Source organism: Variovorax sp. P5_A3, from assembly GCF_056400665.1.
The window spans coordinates 101,150-120,171 of record NZ_JBFUKW010000016.1; the positions used below are offsets into that span (position 1 = coordinate 101,150).

General features: G+C 64.0%; 19 protein-coding genes. 12 read left to right on the forward strand and 7 right to left on the reverse strand.

Annotation, left to right across the window (positions count from 1 at the left end):
- Nucleotides 1-11 precede the first annotated feature (11 nt).
- The 11 genes from AC1D3B_RS23125 to nagZ all read left to right on the forward strand — a co-directional run bounded on the left by AC1D3B_RS23125 (nt 12) and on the right by nagZ (nt 11,129).
- The gene (locus AC1D3B_RS23125; protein WP_478193010.1) at nt 12-1,076 is read left to right on the forward strand and encodes a MucB/RseB C-terminal domain-containing protein; all 1,065 of its coding nucleotides are present in this window, start codon (nt 12-14) and stop codon (nt 1,074-1,076) included.
- Nucleotides 1,077-1,167: 91 nt separating this feature from the next.
- A complete protein-coding gene (locus AC1D3B_RS23130) occupies nt 1,168-2,646 on the forward strand; it encodes a DegQ family serine endoprotease (RefSeq protein WP_478193011.1) in 1,479 nt (492 codons plus the stop codon).
- Between the two features lie 523 nt (nt 2,647-3,169).
- Nucleotides 3,170-4,981: a translation elongation factor 4 gene (lepA, locus tag AC1D3B_RS23135; protein WP_478193012.1), complete on the forward strand. Its 1,812-nt coding sequence runs from the start codon at nt 3,170-3,172 to the stop codon at nt 4,979-4,981.
- A 3-nt stretch (nt 4,982-4,984) separates the two neighbouring features.
- On the forward strand, nt 4,985-5,956 hold the full coding sequence (lepB, locus tag AC1D3B_RS23140) for a signal peptidase I (protein WP_478193013.1): 972 nt from the start codon (nt 4,985-4,987) through the stop codon (nt 5,954-5,956).
- A gap of 33 nt (nt 5,957-5,989) precedes the next feature.
- On the forward strand, nt 5,990-6,346 hold the full coding sequence (locus AC1D3B_RS23145) for a DUF4845 domain-containing protein (protein WP_478193014.1): 357 nt from the start codon (nt 5,990-5,992) through the stop codon (nt 6,344-6,346).
- Between the two features lie 128 nt (nt 6,347-6,474).
- Complete coding sequence (rnc, locus tag AC1D3B_RS23150; protein WP_478193015.1) at nt 6,475-7,173, forward strand: ribonuclease III; 699 nt, start codon at nt 6,475-6,477, stop codon at nt 7,171-7,173.
- Nucleotides 7,170-8,138: a GTPase Era gene (era, locus tag AC1D3B_RS23155; protein ID WP_478193016.1), complete on the forward strand. Its 969-nt coding sequence runs from the start codon at nt 7,170-7,172 to the stop codon at nt 8,136-8,138. Before rnc ends, era begins: the two co-directional genes overlap by 4 nt.
- A gap of 15 nt (nt 8,139-8,153) precedes the next feature.
- The gene (recO, locus tag AC1D3B_RS23160) at nt 8,154-8,912 is read left to right on the forward strand and encodes a DNA repair protein RecO (protein ID WP_478193017.1); all 759 of its coding nucleotides are present in this window, start codon (nt 8,154-8,156) and stop codon (nt 8,910-8,912) included.
- Nucleotides 8,909-9,664, forward strand: coding sequence for a pyridoxine 5'-phosphate synthase (locus tag AC1D3B_RS23165; RefSeq protein WP_478193018.1), 756 nt, complete (start codon nt 8,909-8,911; stop codon nt 9,662-9,664). The genes recO and AC1D3B_RS23165 overlap by 4 nt, the downstream gene beginning before the upstream one ends.
- Nucleotides 9,661-10,059 carry a holo-ACP synthase gene (gene acpS / locus AC1D3B_RS23170; protein ID WP_478193019.1) on the forward strand — a complete coding sequence of 133 codons (399 nt, stop codon included), beginning with the start codon at nt 9,661-9,663 and terminating at the stop codon, nt 10,057-10,059. The genes AC1D3B_RS23165 and acpS overlap by 4 nt, the downstream gene beginning before the upstream one ends.
- Nucleotides 10,056-11,129, forward strand: a complete 1,074-nt coding sequence (nagZ, locus tag AC1D3B_RS23175; RefSeq protein WP_478193020.1) for a beta-N-acetylhexosaminidase — start codon at nt 10,056-10,058, stop codon at nt 11,127-11,129. The genes acpS and nagZ overlap by 4 nt, the downstream gene beginning before the upstream one ends.
- 7 nt (nt 11,130-11,136) lie before the next feature.
- Here the strand turns inward: nagZ and AC1D3B_RS23180 are convergent, their stop codons facing one another.
- The 4 genes from AC1D3B_RS23180 to AC1D3B_RS23195 form a co-directional block, all read right to left on the reverse strand.
- Complete coding sequence (locus AC1D3B_RS23180; RefSeq protein ID WP_478193021.1) at nt 11,137-11,646, reverse strand: M48 metallopeptidase family protein; 510 nt, start codon at nt 11,644-11,646, stop codon at nt 11,137-11,139.
- Nucleotides 11,643-12,920, reverse strand: a complete 1,278-nt coding sequence (locus tag AC1D3B_RS23185) for an Hsp70 family protein (RefSeq protein ID WP_478193040.1) — start codon at nt 12,918-12,920, stop codon at nt 11,643-11,645. The genes AC1D3B_RS23180 and AC1D3B_RS23185 overlap by 4 nt, the downstream gene beginning before the upstream one ends.
- Complete coding sequence (gene lysS / locus AC1D3B_RS23190; protein WP_478193022.1) at nt 12,914-14,470, reverse strand: lysine--tRNA ligase; 1,557 nt, start codon at nt 14,468-14,470, stop codon at nt 12,914-12,916. The genes AC1D3B_RS23185 and lysS overlap by 7 nt, the downstream gene beginning before the upstream one ends.
- Nucleotides 14,471-14,599: 129 nt before the next feature.
- The gene (locus AC1D3B_RS23195; RefSeq protein ID WP_478193023.1) at nt 14,600-15,247 is read right to left on the reverse strand and encodes an LON peptidase substrate-binding domain-containing protein; all 648 of its coding nucleotides are present in this window, start codon (nt 15,245-15,247) and stop codon (nt 14,600-14,602) included.
- Nucleotides 15,248-15,296: 49 nt separating this feature from the next.
- On the opposite strand from AC1D3B_RS23195, the gene AC1D3B_RS23200 reads away from it, so the two are divergent.
- Nucleotides 15,297-15,857: a YggT family protein gene (locus AC1D3B_RS23200; protein WP_478193024.1), complete on the forward strand. Its 561-nt coding sequence runs from the start codon at nt 15,297-15,299 to the stop codon at nt 15,855-15,857.
- A gap of 110 nt (nt 15,858-15,967) precedes the next feature.
- On the opposite strand, the gene accD is transcribed toward AC1D3B_RS23200, so the two are convergent.
- The 3 genes from accD to trpB are packed head-to-tail and all read right to left on the reverse strand — an operon-like array spanning nt 15,968 to nt 18,984.
- Nucleotides 15,968-16,840 (reverse strand): acetyl-CoA carboxylase, carboxyltransferase subunit beta, encoded by an 873-nt coding sequence (accD, locus tag AC1D3B_RS23205; protein ID WP_478193025.1) that lies wholly within the window; start codon nt 16,838-16,840, stop codon nt 15,968-15,970.
- A 24-nt stretch (nt 16,841-16,864) separates the two neighbouring features.
- Complete coding sequence (trpA, locus tag AC1D3B_RS23210; protein ID WP_478193026.1) at nt 16,865-17,710, reverse strand: tryptophan synthase subunit alpha; 846 nt, start codon at nt 17,708-17,710, stop codon at nt 16,865-16,867.
- The gene (gene trpB / locus AC1D3B_RS23215) at nt 17,707-18,984 is read right to left on the reverse strand and encodes a tryptophan synthase subunit beta (RefSeq protein WP_478193027.1); all 1,278 of its coding nucleotides are present in this window, start codon (nt 18,982-18,984) and stop codon (nt 17,707-17,709) included. The genes trpA and trpB overlap by 4 nt, the downstream gene beginning before the upstream one ends.
- Between the last annotated feature and the right edge of the window lie 38 nt (nt 18,985-19,022).

Consider the following 19,022-nt stretch of genomic DNA (forward strand, 5'->3'; position numbering starts at 1 on the left):
CAGATGTTTTGATGATCGTTCCGATGCCGATCTCCGTGCGTGGATTCTTGACCCTGATGGTGGCCTTCTGCGTGGCTCAGGCCGCCATTGCTCAGAGTCGGACCGCTCCGTTGCCTCCAAAGACGCCCGGTCCTCCCAATGCGACGAGCGGCGAAGCGCCGACCTTGAGCGTGGTCGAATGGCTTCAGCGCATGCATGCGGCTTCCCGCCAGCGCAGTTACATCGGCACTTTCGTCGTCTCGGCTTCGACGGGCACGCTTTCCAGCGCCCGCATCTGGCATGTGTCCGAGGGCGATCTGCAGATGGAGCGCATCGAGGCCTTGTCGGGCCCACCTCGGTCGACTTTCAGGCGCAACGACAAGGTCGTGACCTTCTTGCCGGAATCGAAAGTCGTCAAGAGCGAGAAGCGTGAAAACCTGGAGTTGTTTCCCAACCTGCAGGGCAACCCCGACTCCTCCATTGGCGATCTCTACGGCGTTCGCGTCGTCGGCAAGGACAGGGTCGCGGGCTTCGACACCGACGTGGTGCAACTCGAACCTCGCGACAGCTTGCGATTCGGCTATCGAGTATGGAGCGAGCGTCGCTCGGGTCTGGTCGTCAAATTGCAGACCATCGACGGCGAAAACAAGGTGATCGAGCAGTCGGCCTTCTCGGAGCTTCAACTCGACGCACCCGTCCGGACGCATGCCCTCAGTCAGATGATGGGGAGCACTGCGGGCTATCGTGTCGAGAAGTCCGAGCTCGAGCGGACATCGGCTCAGCGCGAAGGTTGGTCGCTCAAGTCGCCCGTTGCGGGTTTCAAGCCCGTCAATTGCTATCGGCGCCCGCTGGGCAACGATGCGCAGGGCCATACCATGCAGTGGACGTTTTCTGACGGACTTGCCTCTGTCTCGCTTTTCGTCGAGCCTTACGACGCACAGCGCAAACCCCGTGAAGTCCTTCTTGCATTGGGCGCCACCTACACGCTAACCCGTCGCCTGGTCGACAAGGACGGGGATTGGTGGTTGACTGCGGTCGGCGAAGTTCCCCCGCAAACACTCGATGCGTTCGCCCAGAGTCTGGCGCGTGCACGGTGAGTCGGTAGTCCGAAGCTCCGTCGCCTGCGCGTCGCCGGGAGCGTTCTCAGAAGTGTCTTTGTCCTGGTTCAAGTCTCAACGAAAGAAGCTGATGATGTTCAAGATCGAGAGGAACACATTCCGTTCATGTCTCCTGGCCTGCGCCGTGGCGGTCGCTTCGACAGCCGCGCTCGTGCCTGCGACGCCTGCTTACGCGCAGGCGCGCGTATTGCCTGATTTCACCGATCTGGTCGACCAGGTCGGGCCTGCGGTGGTCAACATCCGTACGGTCGAGAAAGTGACGCAGGGGAGCAGCAACGGCGAGATGGACGAGGAGATGCAGGACTTCTTCCGTCGCTTCTTCGGTCAGCCGATGCCCGGCGTTCCCCGCCAGGGCCCGCGCCCGAACCGGCCCCAGCAACCACAGGAGGAAGAGCGTCCCCGCGGTGTCGGCTCCGGCTTCATTCTGTCGCCCGATGGCTTCGTCATGACCAATGCGCACGTGGTCGACGGGGCTTCCGAGGTGCTGGTGACCTTGCCTGACAAGCGCGAGTTCAAGGCGAAGATCATCGGCGCCGACAAGCGCACGGATGTCGCCGTCGTGAAGATCGACGCTACCGGCCTGCCGGCGGTGAAGGTGGGCGACGTGTCCAAGCTGCGCGTCGGCGAATGGGTGATGGCGATCGGCTCTCCGTTCGGGCTCGAAAACACGGTCACGGCCGGCATCGTGAGCGCCAAGCAGCGAGACACCGGCGATTACCTTCCCTTCATCCAGACCGACGTTGCCATCAACCCCGGGAACTCGGGCGGCCCGCTGATCAACATGCGTGGCGAGGTGGTCGGGATCAACAGCCAGATCTATTCGCGGTCCGGCGGCTTCATGGGCATCTCGTTCTCGATTCCGATCGACGAGGCCATTCGCGTGAGCGACCAACTGCGGCAGCTCGGGCGCGTGTCGCGCGGGCGCATCGGCGTGCAGATCGACCAGGTCACGAAGGACGTGGCCGAATCGATCGGCCTCGGCAAGGCCCAGGGCGCGCTCGTGCGCGGCGTCGAGACCGGGTCGCCGGGCGAGAAGGCGGGTATCGAGCCGGGCGACATCATCACCAAGTTCGATGGCAAGTCCATCGAGAAGCCTAGTGACTTGCCGCGCCTTGTCGGGAACACCAAGCCGGGTACAAAGAGCTCGGTTACGGTATTCCGGCGCGGCAATTCGCGCGATCTGAATGTGACCATCGCCGAGATCGAACCCGACAAGCCTGCCAAGCGCACGGCCGATCGGGAGGAGCCGGCCAGCAAGTCGCCATCGGCCGCTGCGAAGTCCATGGGGCTCGTGCTCAGCGACCTCACTGAACTGCAGAAGAAGGAGTTCAAGGTCAAGGGTGGCGTGAGGATCGACGCGGCCACGGATGCGGCTGCACGGGCTGGCCTGCGCGAGGGGGACGTCGTTCTGGCGGTCAGCAATACGGAGATCGCCAACGTCAAGGAGTTCGACGCCGCTCTTGCCAAGACCGACAAGAGCAAGCCTGTCAGCCTCCTGTTCCGGCGGGGGGACTGGGCGCAATACGCCCTGATCCGCCCCGCACGCTGAACGGGCGCGATGCGTCAAGTGGCCCCACCCGCCAGTCGGGTTTGGGGCCTATTTTTTGAGCATTTGTCGCGCCCGGACAGCAACGCGATGAAATTTTTTTGGAGTCGAAGTGCTGCGATTTTGGTTTGTGACTACTAACTTTCGGATCGCCTAATGATGGTTTTCGGTAGAATAGAGCTTCGCCGACCCGCACTACACGCATAAGCGGGTTCAGGGGCTTCACGATGCGAGATTCAAGTTATCCATCCACCGGCGCTCCACAGTTCGCCCACAAGTTGTTAAGGAATCGGTCCACCGTTCTTGTTGATAAGCTGTTCATAAGTGTCATGTTGCTGACCTGCAACGACCGTTCCAGGGCTCCGGCCCGGCTGTACGCGCCCCCCTTTTTGCCTACAATGAAGTTCCAACTACTGCAGTTGCCATTGCTTGTTGGTTCAGGGCGCGTCTCTTGTGGACGCGCCCTTTTTTCTTGCCTGTCGCCTTCTGCGTACGAGCCAATTCAAGTACTTAAGCGTTCCCGTTGATGAATCACATCAGAAATTTTTCGATCATTGCGCACATCGATCACGGCAAGTCGACGCTTGCGGATCGCTTGATTCAACGTTGCGGTGGCCTTGCCGAACGTGAGATGGAAGCGCAGGTGCTCGACTCGATGGAGATCGAGAAAGAGCGTGGGATAACCATCAAGGCACAGACCGCCGCGCTGCACTACAAGGCGCAAGATGGGCAGGTCTACAACCTCAATCTGATCGACACACCGGGCCACGTCGACTTCTCGTACGAAGTGAGTCGCTCTCTCTCTGCATGCGAAGGCGCATTGCTCGTTGTCGATGCAAGCCAGGGCGTCGAAGCGCAGACCGTTGCCAACTGCTATACGGCACTCGACCTCGGTGTCGAAGTGGTGCCGGTGCTCAACAAGATGGATCTGCCGCAAGCAGATCCCGAGAACGCGAAGGCAGAGATCGAAGATGTGATCGGCATCGATGCGGCCGATGCGATCCCTTGCTCTGCGAAGACGGGCATGGGCATCGACGAGATTCTCGAAGCCATCGTGGCGAAGGTGCCCGCTCCACGTGGCAATCCCGACGCGGCGCTGCGCGCGATGATCATCGACAGCTGGTTCGATGCCTACGTCGGCGTCGTGATGCTCGTGCGTGTGGTCGATGGCCGCCTCGCGAAGGGCGAGCGCATCAAGATGATGGCTTCGGGCGCCACCTACAACGCCGACAACCTCGGCGTCTTCACGCCGGCAACCGAGGTGCGCCAATCGCTCGAAGCCGGCGAAGTGGGCTTCATCATTGCCGGCATCAAGGAACTGCAGGCCGCGAAGGTCGGCGACACGGTCACCCTGATCAAGTCCGGAACCGGTGGTGCCGCTGCCACCGCGACCGAAGCCTTGCCCGGCTTCAAGGAAATCCAGCCGCAGGTCTTTGCCGGCCTCTATCCGACCGAGGCGAGCGAGTACGACTCGCTGCGCGACGCGCTTGAAAAGCTCAAGCTCAACGATTCGTCCCTGCACTACGAGCCGGAGGTGTCGCAGGCGCTGGGCTTCGGCTTCCGCTGCGGCTTCCTCGGCCTGCTGCACATGGAGATCGTGCAGGAGCGGCTCGAACGCGAGTTCGATCAGGACCTGATCACGACCGCGCCGAGCGTGGTCTACCAGGTCATGAAGAACGACGGCGAAGTGATCATGGTGGAGAACCCCTCCAAGATGCCCGACGTCGGCAAGATGGCCGAGATCCGCGAGCCGATCGTCACGGTGCATCTCTATATGCCGCAGGAATACGTCGGTGCCGTCATGACGCTCGCCAACCAGAAGCGTGGCGTGCAGATGAACATGGCCTACCACGGGCGGCAGGTCATGCTGACCTACGAGATGCCGCTCGGCGAGATCGTGCTCGACTTCTTCGACAAACTGAAGTCGGTCAGCCGCGGCTATGCCTCGATGGATTACGAATTCAAGGAATACCGCGCGTCGGACGTCGTCAAGGTCGATATCCTGCTCAACGGCGAGAAAGTCGATGCGCTGTCGATCATCGTGCACCGCAGCCAAAGCCAGTACCGCGGCCGGGCGGTGGTTTCCAAGATGCGCGAAATCATTTCCCGCCAGATGTTCGACGTCGCGATCCAGGCCGCGATCGGGGTCAACATCATTGCGCGTGAGACAATCAAGGCCCTCCGCAAGAACGTGCTCGCCAAGTGCTACGGCGGCGATATCACCCGCAAGAAGAAACTGCTCGAAAAGCAGAAGGCGGGCAAAAAAAGAATGAAGCAGATCGGCTCGGTCGAGGTCCCGCAAGAGGCCTTCCTCGCCATCCTGCAGGTCGAAGACTAAAAGATGGCATTCCTCACTTCACTCATCCTCGCGGCCTTTGTCGGCTACATCGGCGCCTGGTATTTCGGCGCAGTCGAAGGCAACTTCGCGCTGCTGTTGTTTCTCGCGACGGTCGTCACCGGCATCTATTGGGTGGCCGAACGCTTCTATTTCCTGCCGAAGCGTCGGCGCGCCGCCGAAGCGCTCGACGCCTCGCTGGCGCAACGCCGCGAGGAACTGGCCAGGCAGGGCATCACGCAGGTCGATACCGTGGACACCAAGGCGCGCGAACGCCTGGTCATGCAGCCCTGGTGGCTGGATTGGACCGCCGGCCTGTTCCCGGTCATCCTGGCCGTGTTCCTGCTGCGCTCGTTCCTGTTCGAGCCCTTCAAGATTCCGTCCGGCTCCATGATGCCGACCTTGCTCACCGGCGACCTGATCCTGGTGAACAAGTTCGTCTACGGTCTTCGCTTGCCGGTCATCAATACCAAGATCACTGAAGGCCGGCCGCCGGCAAGGGGCGATGTGATGGTCTTCCGCTATCCGCCCAAGCCGAGCATGGACTACATCAAGCGTGTGATCGGCGTGCCGGGTGACGAGGTGGCTTATCTCAACAAGAAGCTCACCATCAACGGCCAGCCGGTGAGCAAGGATGCAATCCCCGAGTATTTCGACGAGGAGGCGATGCGCTACCTCAAGCAATACACAGAAAACCTGGGCGGCAAGGAGCATAAATTGCTAAATGACGACAGCCGCCGTGCGGGGTTGTCCGAAGCGGAGATCATGCCCTTCCCGTTCCAGGAAAATTGCCGCTACAGTGTTGAAGGCGTGGTGTGCAAGGTGCCTGAAGGCCACTATTTCATGATGGGTGACAACCGGGACAATTCCCTGGACTCGCGCTATTGGGGATTCGTCCCCGACCAGAACATCGTCGGCAAAGCCTTCCTGGTCTGGATGAATTTCGGCAATTTCAAGCGCATCGGCGGATTCCAATAAGTATTCGGGATTTTCATTCGAGGGGTAGAGGGTATGAGAGCAAAGCAGACAAGACATAAACAGCGTGGCATCTCGTTCGTGGGACTGCTGTTCGTCGCCATCGTGCTGGCCTGTGTCGGCGTCGTCGTCGCCCAGGTGATTCCCACGTTGATTGAATACCAGGCGATCACCAAGGCAGCCAACAAGGCCAAGGAAGGCACGACGGTGCCTGAAGTCCGCGCCATCTTCGACCGTGCCCAGGCCATCGACGACTTCAAGTCCGTCACTGGCAAGGATCTCGACGTGAAGAAGGACGGCGACAAGGTCGTTGTGTCCTTTGCTTACGATCGAGAAATCCATCTCTTTGGGCCCGCCTTCCTGCTGCTGAAGTACCAGGGTCAATCCAAGTAGATGCACACCCCCAGGCTTGCCCACTTCGTGTGGCCGCCCACCCCCTTGCAGGGGGCAGCACCGGCGGACCGGCGGAGCCGGTTCCGCGGTGCTCCCGGAACGGGCCAGGCTTCGCCGGCCTGCGCGCTTTGAGCGAGGGTGGGCTTGGCGCGTTGCAGGCGCGCCTCCAGCATTCTTTCGCGGACGTGCGGCTGCTCCAGCTTGCGCTGACACACCGCAGTTTTTCGGCGGACCACAATGAGCGGCTTGAATTCCTCGGGGACTCGGTGCTCAACCTTGGCGTGTCCCATTTGCTCTACGCGCGCCTGTCGGCATTGCCCGAAGGCGACCTCTCGCGCGTTCGAGCCAATCTGGTCAAGCAGGACACGCTGCACCAGTTGGCTCTCAAGCTGGCGCTTTCGCCGCTGTTGCGCCTGGGAGAAGGCGAGTCGCGCTCGGGTGGCCAGAATCGACCGTCGATCCTCGCCGATGCGCTGGAAGCGGTGATCGGCGCGGTCTACCTCGATGCCGGCTACGGCGCGACCCAGGCGCTGGTGCACCGTCTCTATGAATCCGTCGAGATCAATCCGCGCATGGATGCGGTGGCCAAGGATCCGAAAACCGAATTGCAGGAATGGCTCCAGGGCCACAAAATGAAGTTGCCGGCCTACCGAGTGGTTGGAACGCTCGGCGCGGCCCACAAGCAGACTTTCGATGTCGAATGCGAGGTGTCCGAGCTGGGACTTCGCGAGCGCGGCATCGGCGGCTCGCGCCGCGCCGGTGAGCAGGCCGCCGCGGCGGCCATGTTGATCCGGCTCAAGGCGCGCGGCGCGAAGGCATCCCCATGAACGACCCCATCGAATCCAATCCCCTGGCGCCTGAAGAAGGGGCCGGAGACCCGGGCGCGCGACCGGCGCAGCGCTGCGGACTGGTCGCTATCGTCGGCAAGCCCAACGTAGGCAAGTCGACTTTGCTGAACGCCCTGGTCGGCCAGAAGATCAGCATCACTTCGCGCAAGGCGCAGACCACGCGGCACCGGATCACCGGCATGCGCACGCTGGGTGCCACGCAGTTCGTTTTCGTCGACACGCCGGGCTTCCAGACCCTGCATGCCAATGCGTTGAACCGGTCGCTCAACAAGACGGTGGTGGGCGCGGTGTCGGACGTGGACCTGATCCTGTTCGTGGTCGAGGCGGGCAGCTTCACGCCCGCGGACGAGCGGGTGCTGAAACTGCTGGGCTCCGGCATTCCAACGGTGCTGATCGCCAACAAGTTGGACAACGTTCATCGCCGTGGCGACATCGCCCCCTGGCTGCAGACCATGCAGCAGAAGCACGCCTTCGCCGAGTTCGTGCCGATGTCGGCCAAGAACTCGAAAGACATCGAGCGGCTGTTCGGCATCTGCGAGAAGTACTTGCCCGAGCAGGCCTGGTGGTACGCGGAGGACGAGCTCACCGACCGCAGCGAACAGTTCCTGGCCAGCGAGATGGTGCGCGAGAAACTGTTCCGCCTGACCGGCGACGAACTCCCCTACACCTCGACCGTCATCATCGACAAGTTCGAGGAAGAACCGCCTGCGCGCAAGGGCCAGAAGCGGCTGCTCAGGATCGCCGCGACCATCGTCGTCGAGCGCGACGGCCACAAGGCGATGGTCATCGGCGACAAGGGCGAGCGCATCAAGCGCATCGGCACCGAGACGCGGCAGGAACTCGAGAAGCTCATGGACGCCAAGGTTTTCATCGAGCTGTGGGTCAAGGTGCGTTCCGGATGGGCCGACGATGAAGCGAGGGTCCGCTCCTTCGGCTATGAATGAGCACGCCCCGGGCGTATGGCCATAAAGCGCGTTTCGCACGAGCCGGCCTATGTGCTGCACCGCTATGACTGGAGCGAATCGAGCCTGATTCTCGAAACCTTCACGCGCCACCACGGCCGCATTGCACTCGTGGCCAAGGGTGCGAAACGGCCCAGTTCCAATTTCCGCCCGGTGCTCCTGCCGCTGCAGCCGCTGCAGTTGAACTTCAGCGGTGACGCCGAAATCCGCACGCTCAAGGGCGCCGAATGGATGGGCGGCCATGTCATGCCGACCGGCGAGGCGCTGCTGTCGGGCTACTACGTCAACGAACTCCTGCTGCGCCTGCTGGCGCGCGACGATCCGCATGAAGCGCTGTTCGATGCCTACGCCGCGGTCGTGCAGGTGCTGGCCAGCGAGCATGCGGGCGCGCAGGCTGCGACGCAGTCGGCCGCGCTGCGCGCCTTCGAACTGTTGCTGCTGCGCGAGGCGGGGTTGCTGCCCACGCTCGACGCCCAGACGGCTACGCTGGCGCCGCTGGTGCCCGACGCGCGGTATGCGCTGGTGCCGGAGGCCGGATTGCGCGAAGCGCTCGCCGACGAAGCCGCGCTGAAAGGCGCCGACTGGCAGGCGTTGCAGGCCGCGATCGACGATCGCGCACCCTTTGCTGCCACCTTGCGTGCTTGCGCCGGCGTCAACGGCGCATTGCGTACCCAATTGCGCACCTTGCTCAACTACCATTGCGGCGTTGCAACGCTGCGTACGCGGCAGATGATGCGAGACCTGCAATCCCTATGAGCCTTCTGAATTCCACCGCGCTGTCGGTCAATCTCAACAAGGTCGCGCTCCTGCGCAATACCCGACCGCTCGGCATCCCCAGCGTGCTCTTTGCCGCCGCCCTGTGCCTGGATGCCGGGGCACATGGCATCACGGTGCATCCACGGCCCGACGAACGCCACATCCGGCCGCAGGACGTCCGTGACCTCTCCGTGCTGCTTCGCAAGGATTGGCCGGGGGCGGAGTTCAATATCGAGGGCAACCCTTTTCACAACCTGATGGAGTACGTGCGAGAGTTGCGGCCGCATCAGGCCACCTTCGTGCCTGACAGCGAAACGCAGTCGACCAGCGACCACGGGTGGAACTTCCCCGAGGACGCCGAGCGCCTGCGGCCGCTGATCGCCGAGACACGCGCGCTTGGCGTGCGGGTCAGCCTGTTCATGGACCCGAATCCCGACATGATGGCGGCGGCCAAGGCCGTCGGCGCCGACCGGGTCGAGCTCTATACCGAGGGCTATGCCGCGTCCCGTGACACCGCGAGGGCCGTTGCGGTCCTGCAGCTCTACGTCGACGCCGCACGCGCGGCGCACGCCGCCGGTCTCGAAGTCAACGCGGGGCACGACCTGAGCCGTGACAACCTGACGGAGTTCCTGCGTGCCGTGCCGGCCGTCCGAGAGGTGTCCATCGGCCATGCCTTCGTCGCCGACGCGCTGGAACTCGGCTACACCGCCGCGACGCGCGAATACCTGCAGCGCATCGCCGAAGCCAAGTGATCTACGGCATCGGCACCGACATCTGCGACGTGCGGCGCATTGCCGCGACCCTGGAGCGCCAGGGCGACCGCTTCGCACAGAAGGTACTGAGCGACGCCGAATACGCGATCTGGCAGGCCCGCAGTGCGCGCTGGCCCAAGCGCGGCCTGCGCTACCTGGCCACGCGTTTCTCGGCCAAGGAGGCCTTCAGCAAAGCCATCGGCATGGGCATGCGCATGCCGATGAGCTGGCGCCTGTGCGAGATCGCCAACCTGAAGAGCGGCAAGCCGGTGATCGTGCTGCACGGCGGCCTCAAGGAATGGTTTGACGCGCAGGGCCTGAGCGCCCATGTGACCGTGACTGACGAAACCGACTACGCGGCGAGCTTCGTCGTCGTCGAGCGCAAGGAACAATGACCGACAACGTCCTGAATGCCCCGCTGATCATCGACGTCGCGGGGACCGAACTGACCGCCGCCGATCGCCGGCGGATCGCCAATCCCCTGGTGGGCGGCGTGATCCATTTCGCGCGCAATTGGCGCGACCGTGTCCAGATGAGCGCCCTCAACGCCGAGATCAAGGCGCTGCGGTCCGACCTCCTCATCTGCGTGGATCATGAAGGCGGACGCGTGCAACGCTTTCGGACCGACAGCTTCACGCGCCTGCCGTCGATGCGCGCGCTCGGTGAACTCTGGATGAGCGATGCCCTGCGTGCGTCGCAGGTCGCTGTCGCCTGCGGCCACGTGCTGGCGGCCGAGCTTCGGGCGTGCGGTGTCGATTTCAGCTTCACGCCGGTGCTCGATCTGGACTACGGGGAAAGCAGCGTCATCGGTGACCGCAGCTTTCACCGCGATCCGCGCGTGGTCGCGATGCTCGCCAGGAGCCTGATGCATGGCCTGTTGCAGGCGGGCATGGCGAATTGCGGAAAGCATTTCCCGGGACACGGTTTCGTCAAGGCGGACTCGCACGTGGCCATTCCTGTGGACAGGCGGAGCCTCAAGGCGATCCTTGCCGACGACGCGCGCCCCTACGACTGGCTGGCCGGCACACTGGCTGCCGTGATGCCTGCCCACGTGATCTACCCGAAGGTCGACGACCGGCCGGCCGGCTTTTCATCGAAATGGCTGCAGCAGATCCTGCGGGGCAAGCTCGCATTCGGCGGCGCCGTGTTCAGTGATGACCTCAGCATGGAGGCCGCGCGCCGCGTGAAGGGTGAGTTGTTGAGCTTCACGGACGCCGCGCTCGCCGCCCTGGAAGCGGGCTGCGACCTCGCCCTGCTGTGCAACCAGAGCGTTGGCGAGGGCACCGCGCTCGACGAGCTGCTTGACGGGCTCGCCGCGGCGCAGCGCAACGGCCGGTGGACACCGAGCGAGGCCAGCGAACTGCGCAGGCGAAGTCTTCTGCCGCGGACACCCGCGTCGGACTGGGCGGCGTTGATGCAGTCGCCCGCGTATCGACGCGCTGTCGAGATGTTGCCCAGACCCTAGGCCTGTCTCAGGCGGCGGCCGACCAGAGCCGCTCGCCACCGCCGTCGAGGTGCGTCAGGTACAGGCGCAAATCGAACTCCAGCTGGAGGTAGTCCGGCTCCATGTGCGCGCAGAGTTGGTAAAAGGCCTTGTCATGCTCGCGCTCCTTCATGTGCGCGAGCTCATGCACGACGATCATGCGCAACCACTCGATCGGCACTTCCTTGAACAGGCTCGCCACGCGGATTTCGCACTTCGATTTCAGCTTGCTGCCTTGGACGCGCGAAACGGTCGTATGGGTGCCGAGGGCATTGCGGATCACGTGGAGCTTGTTGTCGAAGGCCACCTTGGAGAGCGGCTCGGCGTTCCGCATGAACTGTCCCTTGAGCTCGTTCACGTAGTCGTAGAGCGCGCGGTCGGTGCGGATGCCATGCATGCTGCCGTACCGCTTCTGCAGCCATTCGCCCAAGCGTCCCTGGACGACAAGCTGCTCGACCTGGGCGCGCAGCGCCGCGGGATACGCGGCGAGGTACTTCATGCGAGCTGTGGCGTCCGCGCGTTGGCGGCGTAGGCCAGGCCGGCCGCGACGCCACCGAACAGATCGCCTTCGACCAGATCCGTGCCGGGGAACGCGGCCCGCAAGGCGCTCTGGAATGGTCGCAATGCGGATGAGCCGCCGGTGAGGTAGATCGCGTCGAGCTTTCCGCCCGTGAGGTCCGCGCGTCGGACGCAGTCGCGTGCGCAGGCGATCACGCTGTCGAGCAATCCGGCGAGGTGTCGTGCGAGTTCATCGGCGCCGAGCGCCGCGCCCAGCCCAGTCTCGGCGAAGGACAGGTCGATCTCGACCGCGCCGTTCGTCATGGAAGTGCGGATCTTGGCCTCTTCGACCTCGCTGGCGATGCGGTGCCCCTGCCGTTCGACGAGCACGTTCATGAGGCGATCATGCAAACGCGTGTCGAGATAGTTCGTGCGCAACTCCTGCACCTGCCGGATCGCCTTCGGTGCATAGAGCCAGTTGATCAGGTGCCAGGACGACAGGTCGAAAAAGGTCCGACTGGGAACTTCGCGTCCCTGCGGCCCGATGTGCCGGAAGCCGAGATGCGGCATCACGCATTCCAGGCTGAGCCGTTGGTCGTAATCGGTGCCGCCGATGTGAACGCCCGTGGTTGCCAATACGTCGCTCGTGCGATCGGCACTCGCCGTGCGTTCGGGACCGAGGCGCACCACGGTGAAGTCGGAGGTGCCGCCGCCGATGTCGACGATCAGCACCAGCGATTCGCGCGTCACGCGACGCTCGTAGTCGAAGGCGGCCGCGATCGGTTCGTACTGGAATTCGACGTCGCCGAGCCCCGCATTCAGCGCGGCTCGGCGCAGGGTGTCCTGGGCCAGCCTGTCGCGTTGTTCGTCATCATCGACGAAGCGGACCGGGCGGCCGATGACCACCCGGCCCAGTTGCGCGCCCAGCTGCTTGCGGGCACGCGCACCGAGCTCCGACAGGAAGAGGGTGATGATGTCCTCGAAGCTGACCCGCTCGTTGAGGACTTCGGTCTGCTCCTGCATGAGCGAACTGCCGAGCAGGCTCTTGAGCGATCGCATGAGTCGGCCTTCGGTACCCGACAGGTACTGCGCGATCGCATCGCGTCCGTAGTGCGTGCTCCGATCCTCGGCATTGAAGAAGAGGGCCGTCGGGATCGCCGCGGCGGGGCCTTCCAGCGAAAGCGGCCGCGCGAGCCCGTCGTCGGCCACGAAGGCGACAGCGGAGTTCGAGGTGCCGAAGTCGATCCCGATCGCGGGCCTGCGCGTGTTCAAGATTCCTTGCGCAGCGCCGGGAACAGGATCACGTCGCGGATGCTTGGCGAGTCGGTCAACAGCATCATCAGGCGGTCGATGCCGATGCCGCAGCCGCCGGTCGGGGGCATGCCGTATTCCAGCGCGCGCACGAAGTCATGGTCGTAGTACATGGCCTCGTCGTCGCCACTGTCCTTGGCCGCGACCTGCGCGTTGAAGCGAGCGGCCTGGTCCTCGGCATCGTTGAGCTCGCTGAAACCGTTGCCGAACTCGCGGCCGGTGATGTAGAGCTCGAACCGCTCCGTCACTTCCGGGCGCTCGTCGTTCGCGCGTGCCAGGGGCGAGATCTCGGTCGGGTGCTCCATGATGAAGGTCGGCTGCCAGAGCTTCTCTTCGACCGTTTCCTCGAAATACATCACCTGCAGGCTCGCGAGGCTGCGCTGCGAGAGCTTGTCCTTTTCCTCGCTCAGACCGATCTTGCGCAGCGCGTTGACGAGCCAGGTGGCGTCATCGACGTTGGTGCCGGCATCGGTGTGCTTGACGATCGCCTCGCGGATCGTGAGCCGCTCGAAGGGCTGGCTCAGGTCGACGGCCTTGCCCTGGTAGCTCAGTTGCTGCGTGCCCACCGCCTTGTCGGCGATCGTGCGGATCAGCGTTTCGGTGAAGTCCATCAGGTCGCGGTAGTTCCAGTAGGCCGCGTAGAACTCCATCATCGTGAACTCGGGGTTGTGCCGCACCGAGATGCCTTCGTTGCGGTAGCTCCGGTTTATCTCGAAAACGCGTTCGAAGCCGCCGACGATCAGGCGCTTGAGATAAAGCTCGGGCGCGATCCGCAGGAACATTTCCTGGTCCAGCGCGTTGTGGTGTGTCTTGAACGGCTTGGCGTTCGCGCCGCCCGGGATGGGATGCAGCATGGGCGTCTCGACTTCGAGGAAGTCGTTCGCCACCATGAACTCGCGCAGGGCGCTCACGGCGCGGCTGCGCGCGGCGAATCGCTCGCGCGCGGCCGAGTCGGTGATCAGGTCGACATAACGCTGGCGGTACTTTTGCTCCTGGTCCGCCATGCCGTGGAACTTGTCCGGCAGCGGGCGCAGGCTCTTGGTCAGCAGCCGCAGCTTCGTGACCTTGACCGAAAGTTCTCCGGTCTTGGTCTTGAAGGCCGAGCCCTCGGCGCCGACGATGTCCCCGAGGTCCCAGTGCTTGAACTCGGCATACGCCTCCTCGCCGACCGCGTCGCGCGTGATGTAGAGCTGGATGCGCCCGGTGGCGTCCTGGAGGGTCGCGAAGCTGGCCTTGCCCATCACGCGCTTCAGCATCATGCGCCCTGCCACACTGACGGCGATGGGCGTGGCTTCGAGCACATCGGACGGTGTTTCGCCGTGCCTGGCGATCAGCGCGGCGGCGCGATCGGCGGGTTTGAAGTCGTTCGGAAAGGCGACACCCTTCCCATTGGCCTGGGCGGCACGGAGCGCCTTGAGCTTTTCGCGCCGTTCGGTGATGAGCTGGTTGTCGTCGATCGCGGCAACCGAAGCGGCGGCGGGAGTAGGAACGGAGGGGGTGAGGTGGTCGGACATGGGGGGCAGGATGGGGGCGCGGGCGGCAGGAGCGCGCGGAACCCGCCATTTTAGCCGCGCAAGCCTCTTCGGAGACCCCGCCGCATCACTCGCCGATCTTGTATCCGATGCTATTGAACTTGTAGCAAGCTACTTCGCGATGCCGGTGCGTGCCAGCAGGTCGCTCACCAGTTCGAGCCGCATGAGCGGGCTGTCCAGTTCCATCAATCGCTGCTTGAGTTCCGCCTGCATGGGCAGAAGCTCGCACCAGCGATTCGCGACCCAACCGCAATCATCGAATCGATAGGGCTGGGCGATGGGCAGGCGCACGCTTTCATCGCCCTCCATGCGGCGGCGCTCTTCCAGCGTGTCGACGAGGCGGCGCAACGCATCTGTGGTGTGCCGCAGGTCTTCGGGGACGGCCAGCGAAACGTCATCGGCAACCGCCTCGACGTCCGCTGTCCACAACCCGTACTTCTGCAGTTCGCTGGACCGGACCCGAAAGCGCTGTGTGCCGATGCATTCGATCTGCATGAGCCCCGACTGGGGCGCTTCGAACTCGCGAATAGCGGCGAGCGTGCCGACTGCCGCGAAGCTCTCGGCCTCGGCGCCGGCCTTGCGGACCTCCGACCCCTGCGTGAGGCTGACCACGCCGAAGGGGGCTCCGGTCCTGTGGCACCGGCCGATCATGTCGAGGTAGCGCACCTCGAAGATCCTCAAGGGAAGAAAGCCGCCGGGGAACAGCACGGTGCCCAGGGGGAAAAGGGGGAGGGAGCCCAGAAGGGGTTGTGTCGTCATCGATGAACCTTGCGTGGCTATCATCGCATTCCGCTCACGACCTCGCGCCATGCTCTATCAGATTCCTTCGTTCCTGCTCGACGTGATCGTCGGCCTTCTGGGCGGCGCTTGTCTGCTGCGTCTCTACATGCAATACCACCGCGTACCCTTCGGGAATCCGCTGGGGCGTTTCGTGTTCGCGATCACCGACTGGATCGTGCTGCCGCTGCGGCGCGTCGTGCCGCCGGTCAAGCGATGGGACTTGGCCAGCGGCGTGGCCGCGTGGCTCCTGGTGCTGGCGAAGTTCCTGCTGCTCTGGCTGTTGATGGGAGGACTCGACCGCTGGGCGATCCTGCCGCTGATCTCGTTCATCGGCTTGCTGCAGCTCGCTGTGTCGGGCCTCACCGCGTTGTTGATTGTCTACGCCGTGCTGTCGTGGGTGCCGAGTGCGTCGTCAATGCTGCACGACCTCATTGCACGACTGGCGGAACCGCTGGTCCGGCCGCTGCGGCGATTCATTCCGCTCGTGGGCGGCGTCGACCTCTCGCCGCTGGCCGCCATTGTGCTGCTGCAAGTCGGCGCCATCATCCTCGGCAACGTGATGGGGTCCGCCTTCACCCTCGGCCGTTAAAAGCCATCGGACCCATTCGAGAAATACCGCGGAACCGGCTTCGCCGGGCCGCAGGTATTGCCCCCTGATAGGGGGTGGAGTAGCGACACGAAGTGCGCGAAGCCTGGGGGTCAGACCACCGCGTCCGCGGGTTGGCGCAGCAGCATCGCCAGCGTGTTCGCGACCGTCTTGCGCAACTCGCGCCGATCGCAGATGAAGTCGATCGCACCCTTGGTCTGCAGGAACTCGGCTCGCTGGAAGCCTTCTGGCAGCGTCACGCGCACGGTGGACTCGATCACGCGCGGGCCGGCAAAGCCGATCAGCGCCTTCGGCTCCGCGATCACCACATCGCCGACGAACGCGAAGCCGGCGCTCACGCCGCCCATCGTCGGGTCGGTCAGCACGCTGATGTAGGGCAGGCCCTTCTTGGCGAGGAGGGTGAGCGCCGCGTTGGTCTTCGCCATCTGCATCAGCGACAGCAGGCCTTCCTGCATGCGCGCACCGCCGGTGGCGGTGAAGCAGATGAATGGCACCTTCTGTTCGATGGCGGTCTCGACCCCACGCACGAAGCGTTCGCCGACCACGCTGCCCATGCTGCCGCCCATGAAGTCGAATTCGAAGCAGGCGACCACGACGTTGATGCTGTGCACCGAGCCGCCCATCACGACCAGCGCGTCGGTCTCGCCGGTGTTTTCCAGCGCTTCCTTGAGACGCTCCGGGTACTTGCGGCTGTCCTTGAACTTGAGGGCGTCGACCGGCAGGACTTCCTGGCCCACTTCGTAGCGGCCTTCGGAGTCGAGGAAGGCATCGAGCCGGGCGCGGGCTCCAATGCGATGGTGGTGGCCGCAGCTCGGGCAGACGTTCTGGTTGTGCTCGAGGTCGGTCTTGTAGAGCACGGTCTCGCAACTCGGGCACTTGATCCAGAGGCCTTCGGGCATCTGGCGGCGTTCGCTCGGATCGGTCGGTGCGATCTTGGGGGGTAGCAGTTTTTCAAGCCAGCTCATGGGGGCTCCTTGTGTTGGCGGTGATTATCGGCCAGCCGCGTTCTTGGGCGTCGCGGCGGGCAGTGCGTCGAGCGCCTGGCGGATGTCGGCGAGGAATTCGCAGACGCGTGGGACCACCGCGTCGCGGGGCTGGTTTTCGATCAGCTGGATGATGCGCGAGCCGATGACGACCGCATCGGCCGTGGAGCCGACGGCCTGTGCGGTGCGCGCATCACGGATGCCGAAGCCCACGCCGACCGGCACCTTCACATGCTCGCGGATGCGCGGAATCATCTGGCCGACGGCTTCGGTGTCGAGGTTGCCGGCACCTGTCACGCCCTTGAGAGAGACGTAGTAGACATAGCCGGTCGCAATGCGGCCGACCTGGGCCATGCGCTCGCTGGTGCTGGTGGGCGCGAGCAGGAAGATCAGGTCGATGTGATGTGCCTGGAGCTGGGCGGCGAAGTCCTCGCACTCCTCGGGCGGGTAGTCGACGATCAGCAGTCCGTCGACGCCGGCCGCAGCCGCATCACGGATGAATGTGCCCTTGCCGTGCACCAGGTCATAGCGCTCGACCGGATTGGCGTAGCCCATCAGCACGACGGGCGTGCGGTCGTCCTTCTGCCGGAAGGCGGCGACCATGGCCAGCACCTGCTTCATGCCGATGCCAAGTGCCAGCGCGGCCTCGCCGGCCCGCTGGATCACGGGGCCGTCGGCCATCGGATCGGAGAACGGGACGCCGAGCTCGATCACATCGGCACCTGCCTCGACCATGCCGTGCATGAGTTCGGGCGTGATGTCCGCGTACGGAAAGCCTGCCGTCACATACGGGATCAATGCCTTGCGACCGTCCTTCCGCAGGGCTTCGAAGGTTGCAGCGATGCGGCTCATGCCTTGCCTCCCTTCACGCTGAGGCCGCGCATCGACGGCCGATCGTAGAAGTCCACGCCCGAGAGGTCGGCGACCGTGCCGATGTCCTTGTCGCCACGGCCCGAAAGGTTGACCAGGATCGACTGGTCCGGGCGCATGGTCCTGGCGAGCTTCATGGCATAGGCTACCGCGTGGCTTGATTCGAGTGCCGGAATGATGCCTTCAGTTCGGCACAGGTAGTGGAAGGCTTCCAGCGCCTCTGCGTCGGTGACGCCCACGTATTCGGCGCGGCCAATGTCGGCCAGGTAGGCGTGTTCCGGGCCCACGCCGGGGTAGTCGAGGCCGGCGCTGATGCTGTGGGTTTCGGTGATCTGGCCGTCTTCGTTTTGCAGGAGGTAGGTGCGGTTGCCATGCAACACGCCCGGGCTCCCACGCAGGATCGATGCGGAGTGCTTGCCGCTGTCCAGGCCTTCGCCGGCTGCTTCGACACCGATCAGGCGCGTGCCTGCGAACGGGATGTAGGGGTGGAAGATGCCCATCGCATTGCTCCCGCCGCCCACGCAGGCCACAACCACGTCGGGTTGCTTGCCCTCGGCTTCGCCGGTGATGCCTTGCGCTGCCAGCATGGCTGGCATCTGTTCGATGCACTCGTTGCCGATCACGCTCTGGAAGTCGCGGACCATGGTCGGGTAGGGGTGCGGTCCGGCGACTGTGCCGATGATGTAGAAGGTGTTCTCGACATTGGTGACCCAGTCGCGCATCGCTTCGTTGAGCGCGTCTTTCAGGGTCTTGCTGCCGGATTCCACCGGCACTACCGTCGCGCCGAGCAGGTTCATGCGGTAGACGTTGGGGCTCTGGCGCTGGACGTCCTGGCTGCCCATGTAGACCACGCATTCGAGCCCATACCGCGCACAGATGGTGGCCGTGGCCACGCCGTGTTGCCCTGCGCCGGTCTCGGCGATCACCCGGGGCTTGCCCATCCGCCTGGCGAGCATCGCCTGGCCGATGGTGTTGTTCACCTTGTGGGCGCCGGTGTGGTTCAGGTCCTCGCGCTTCAGGTAGATCTGTGCGCCGCCCATTTCGCGGCTGGTGCGCGCCGCGTGGTAGATCGGGGAGGGCCGGCCCACGAAATGCGCCAGTTCGTAGTGGAATTCGGCCTGGAACTGCGGGTCGTCCTTGTATTTCGCGTAGGCATCGCGCAGTTCGTTGATCGCGTGAGTCAGCGTTTCGCTGGCAAAGGTGCCGCCATAGATGCCGAAATGGCCGCTGGCATCGGGTTGCTGGTAGGTGTTCATGGTCTCGATCGGTGGGCCGGCCGGCGCCAGACGATCGA

What these genes read in the sequence shown, in the direction of transcription:
- AC1D3B_RS23145 (WP_478193014.1), top strand. Translation starts at nt 5,990, where the DNA reads ATGAGAGCAAAGCAGACAAGACATAAACAGCGTGGCATCTCGTTCGTG.
- lysS (WP_478193022.1), bottom strand. Translation starts at nt 14,470, where the DNA reads ATGTCCGACCACCTCACCCCCTCCGTTCCTACTCCCGCCGCCGCTTCG.
- AC1D3B_RS23195 (WP_478193023.1), bottom strand. Translation starts at nt 15,247, where the DNA reads ATGACGACACAACCCCTTCTGGGCTCCCTCCCCCTTTTCCCCCTGGGC.
- era (WP_478193016.1), top strand. Translation starts at nt 7,170, where the DNA reads ATGAACGACCCCATCGAATCCAATCCCCTGGCGCCTGAAGAAGGGGCC.
- recO (WP_478193017.1), top strand. Translation starts at nt 8,154, where the DNA reads ATGGCCATAAAGCGCGTTTCGCACGAGCCGGCCTATGTGCTGCACCGC.
- AC1D3B_RS23130 (WP_478193011.1), top strand. Translation starts at nt 1,168, where the DNA reads ATGATGTTCAAGATCGAGAGGAACACATTCCGTTCATGTCTCCTGGCC.
- lepA (WP_478193012.1), top strand. Translation starts at nt 3,170, where the DNA reads ATGAATCACATCAGAAATTTTTCGATCATTGCGCACATCGATCACGGC.
- AC1D3B_RS23165 (WP_478193018.1), top strand. Translation starts at nt 8,909, where the DNA reads ATGAGCCTTCTGAATTCCACCGCGCTGTCGGTCAATCTCAACAAGGTC.
- trpA (WP_478193026.1), bottom strand. Translation starts at nt 17,710, where the DNA reads ATGAGCCGCATCGCTGCAACCTTCGAAGCCCTGCGGAAGGACGGTCGC.
- accD (WP_478193025.1), bottom strand. Translation starts at nt 16,840, where the DNA reads ATGAGCTGGCTTGAAAAACTGCTACCCCCCAAGATCGCACCGACCGAT.
- trpB (WP_478193027.1), bottom strand. Translation starts at nt 18,984, where the DNA reads ATGAACACCTACCAGCAACCCGATGCCAGCGGCCATTTCGGCATCTAT.
- AC1D3B_RS23180 (WP_478193021.1), bottom strand. Translation starts at nt 11,646, where the DNA reads ATGAAGTACCTCGCCGCGTATCCCGCGGCGCTGCGCGCCCAGGTCGAG.
- lepB (WP_478193013.1), top strand. Translation starts at nt 4,985, where the DNA reads ATGGCATTCCTCACTTCACTCATCCTCGCGGCCTTTGTCGGCTACATC.
- nagZ (WP_478193020.1), top strand. Translation starts at nt 10,056, where the DNA reads ATGACCGACAACGTCCTGAATGCCCCGCTGATCATCGACGTCGCGGGG.
- AC1D3B_RS23125 (WP_478193010.1), top strand. Translation starts at nt 12, where the DNA reads ATGATCGTTCCGATGCCGATCTCCGTGCGTGGATTCTTGACCCTGATG.
- AC1D3B_RS23200 (WP_478193024.1), top strand. Translation starts at nt 15,297, where the DNA reads ATGCTCTATCAGATTCCTTCGTTCCTGCTCGACGTGATCGTCGGCCTT.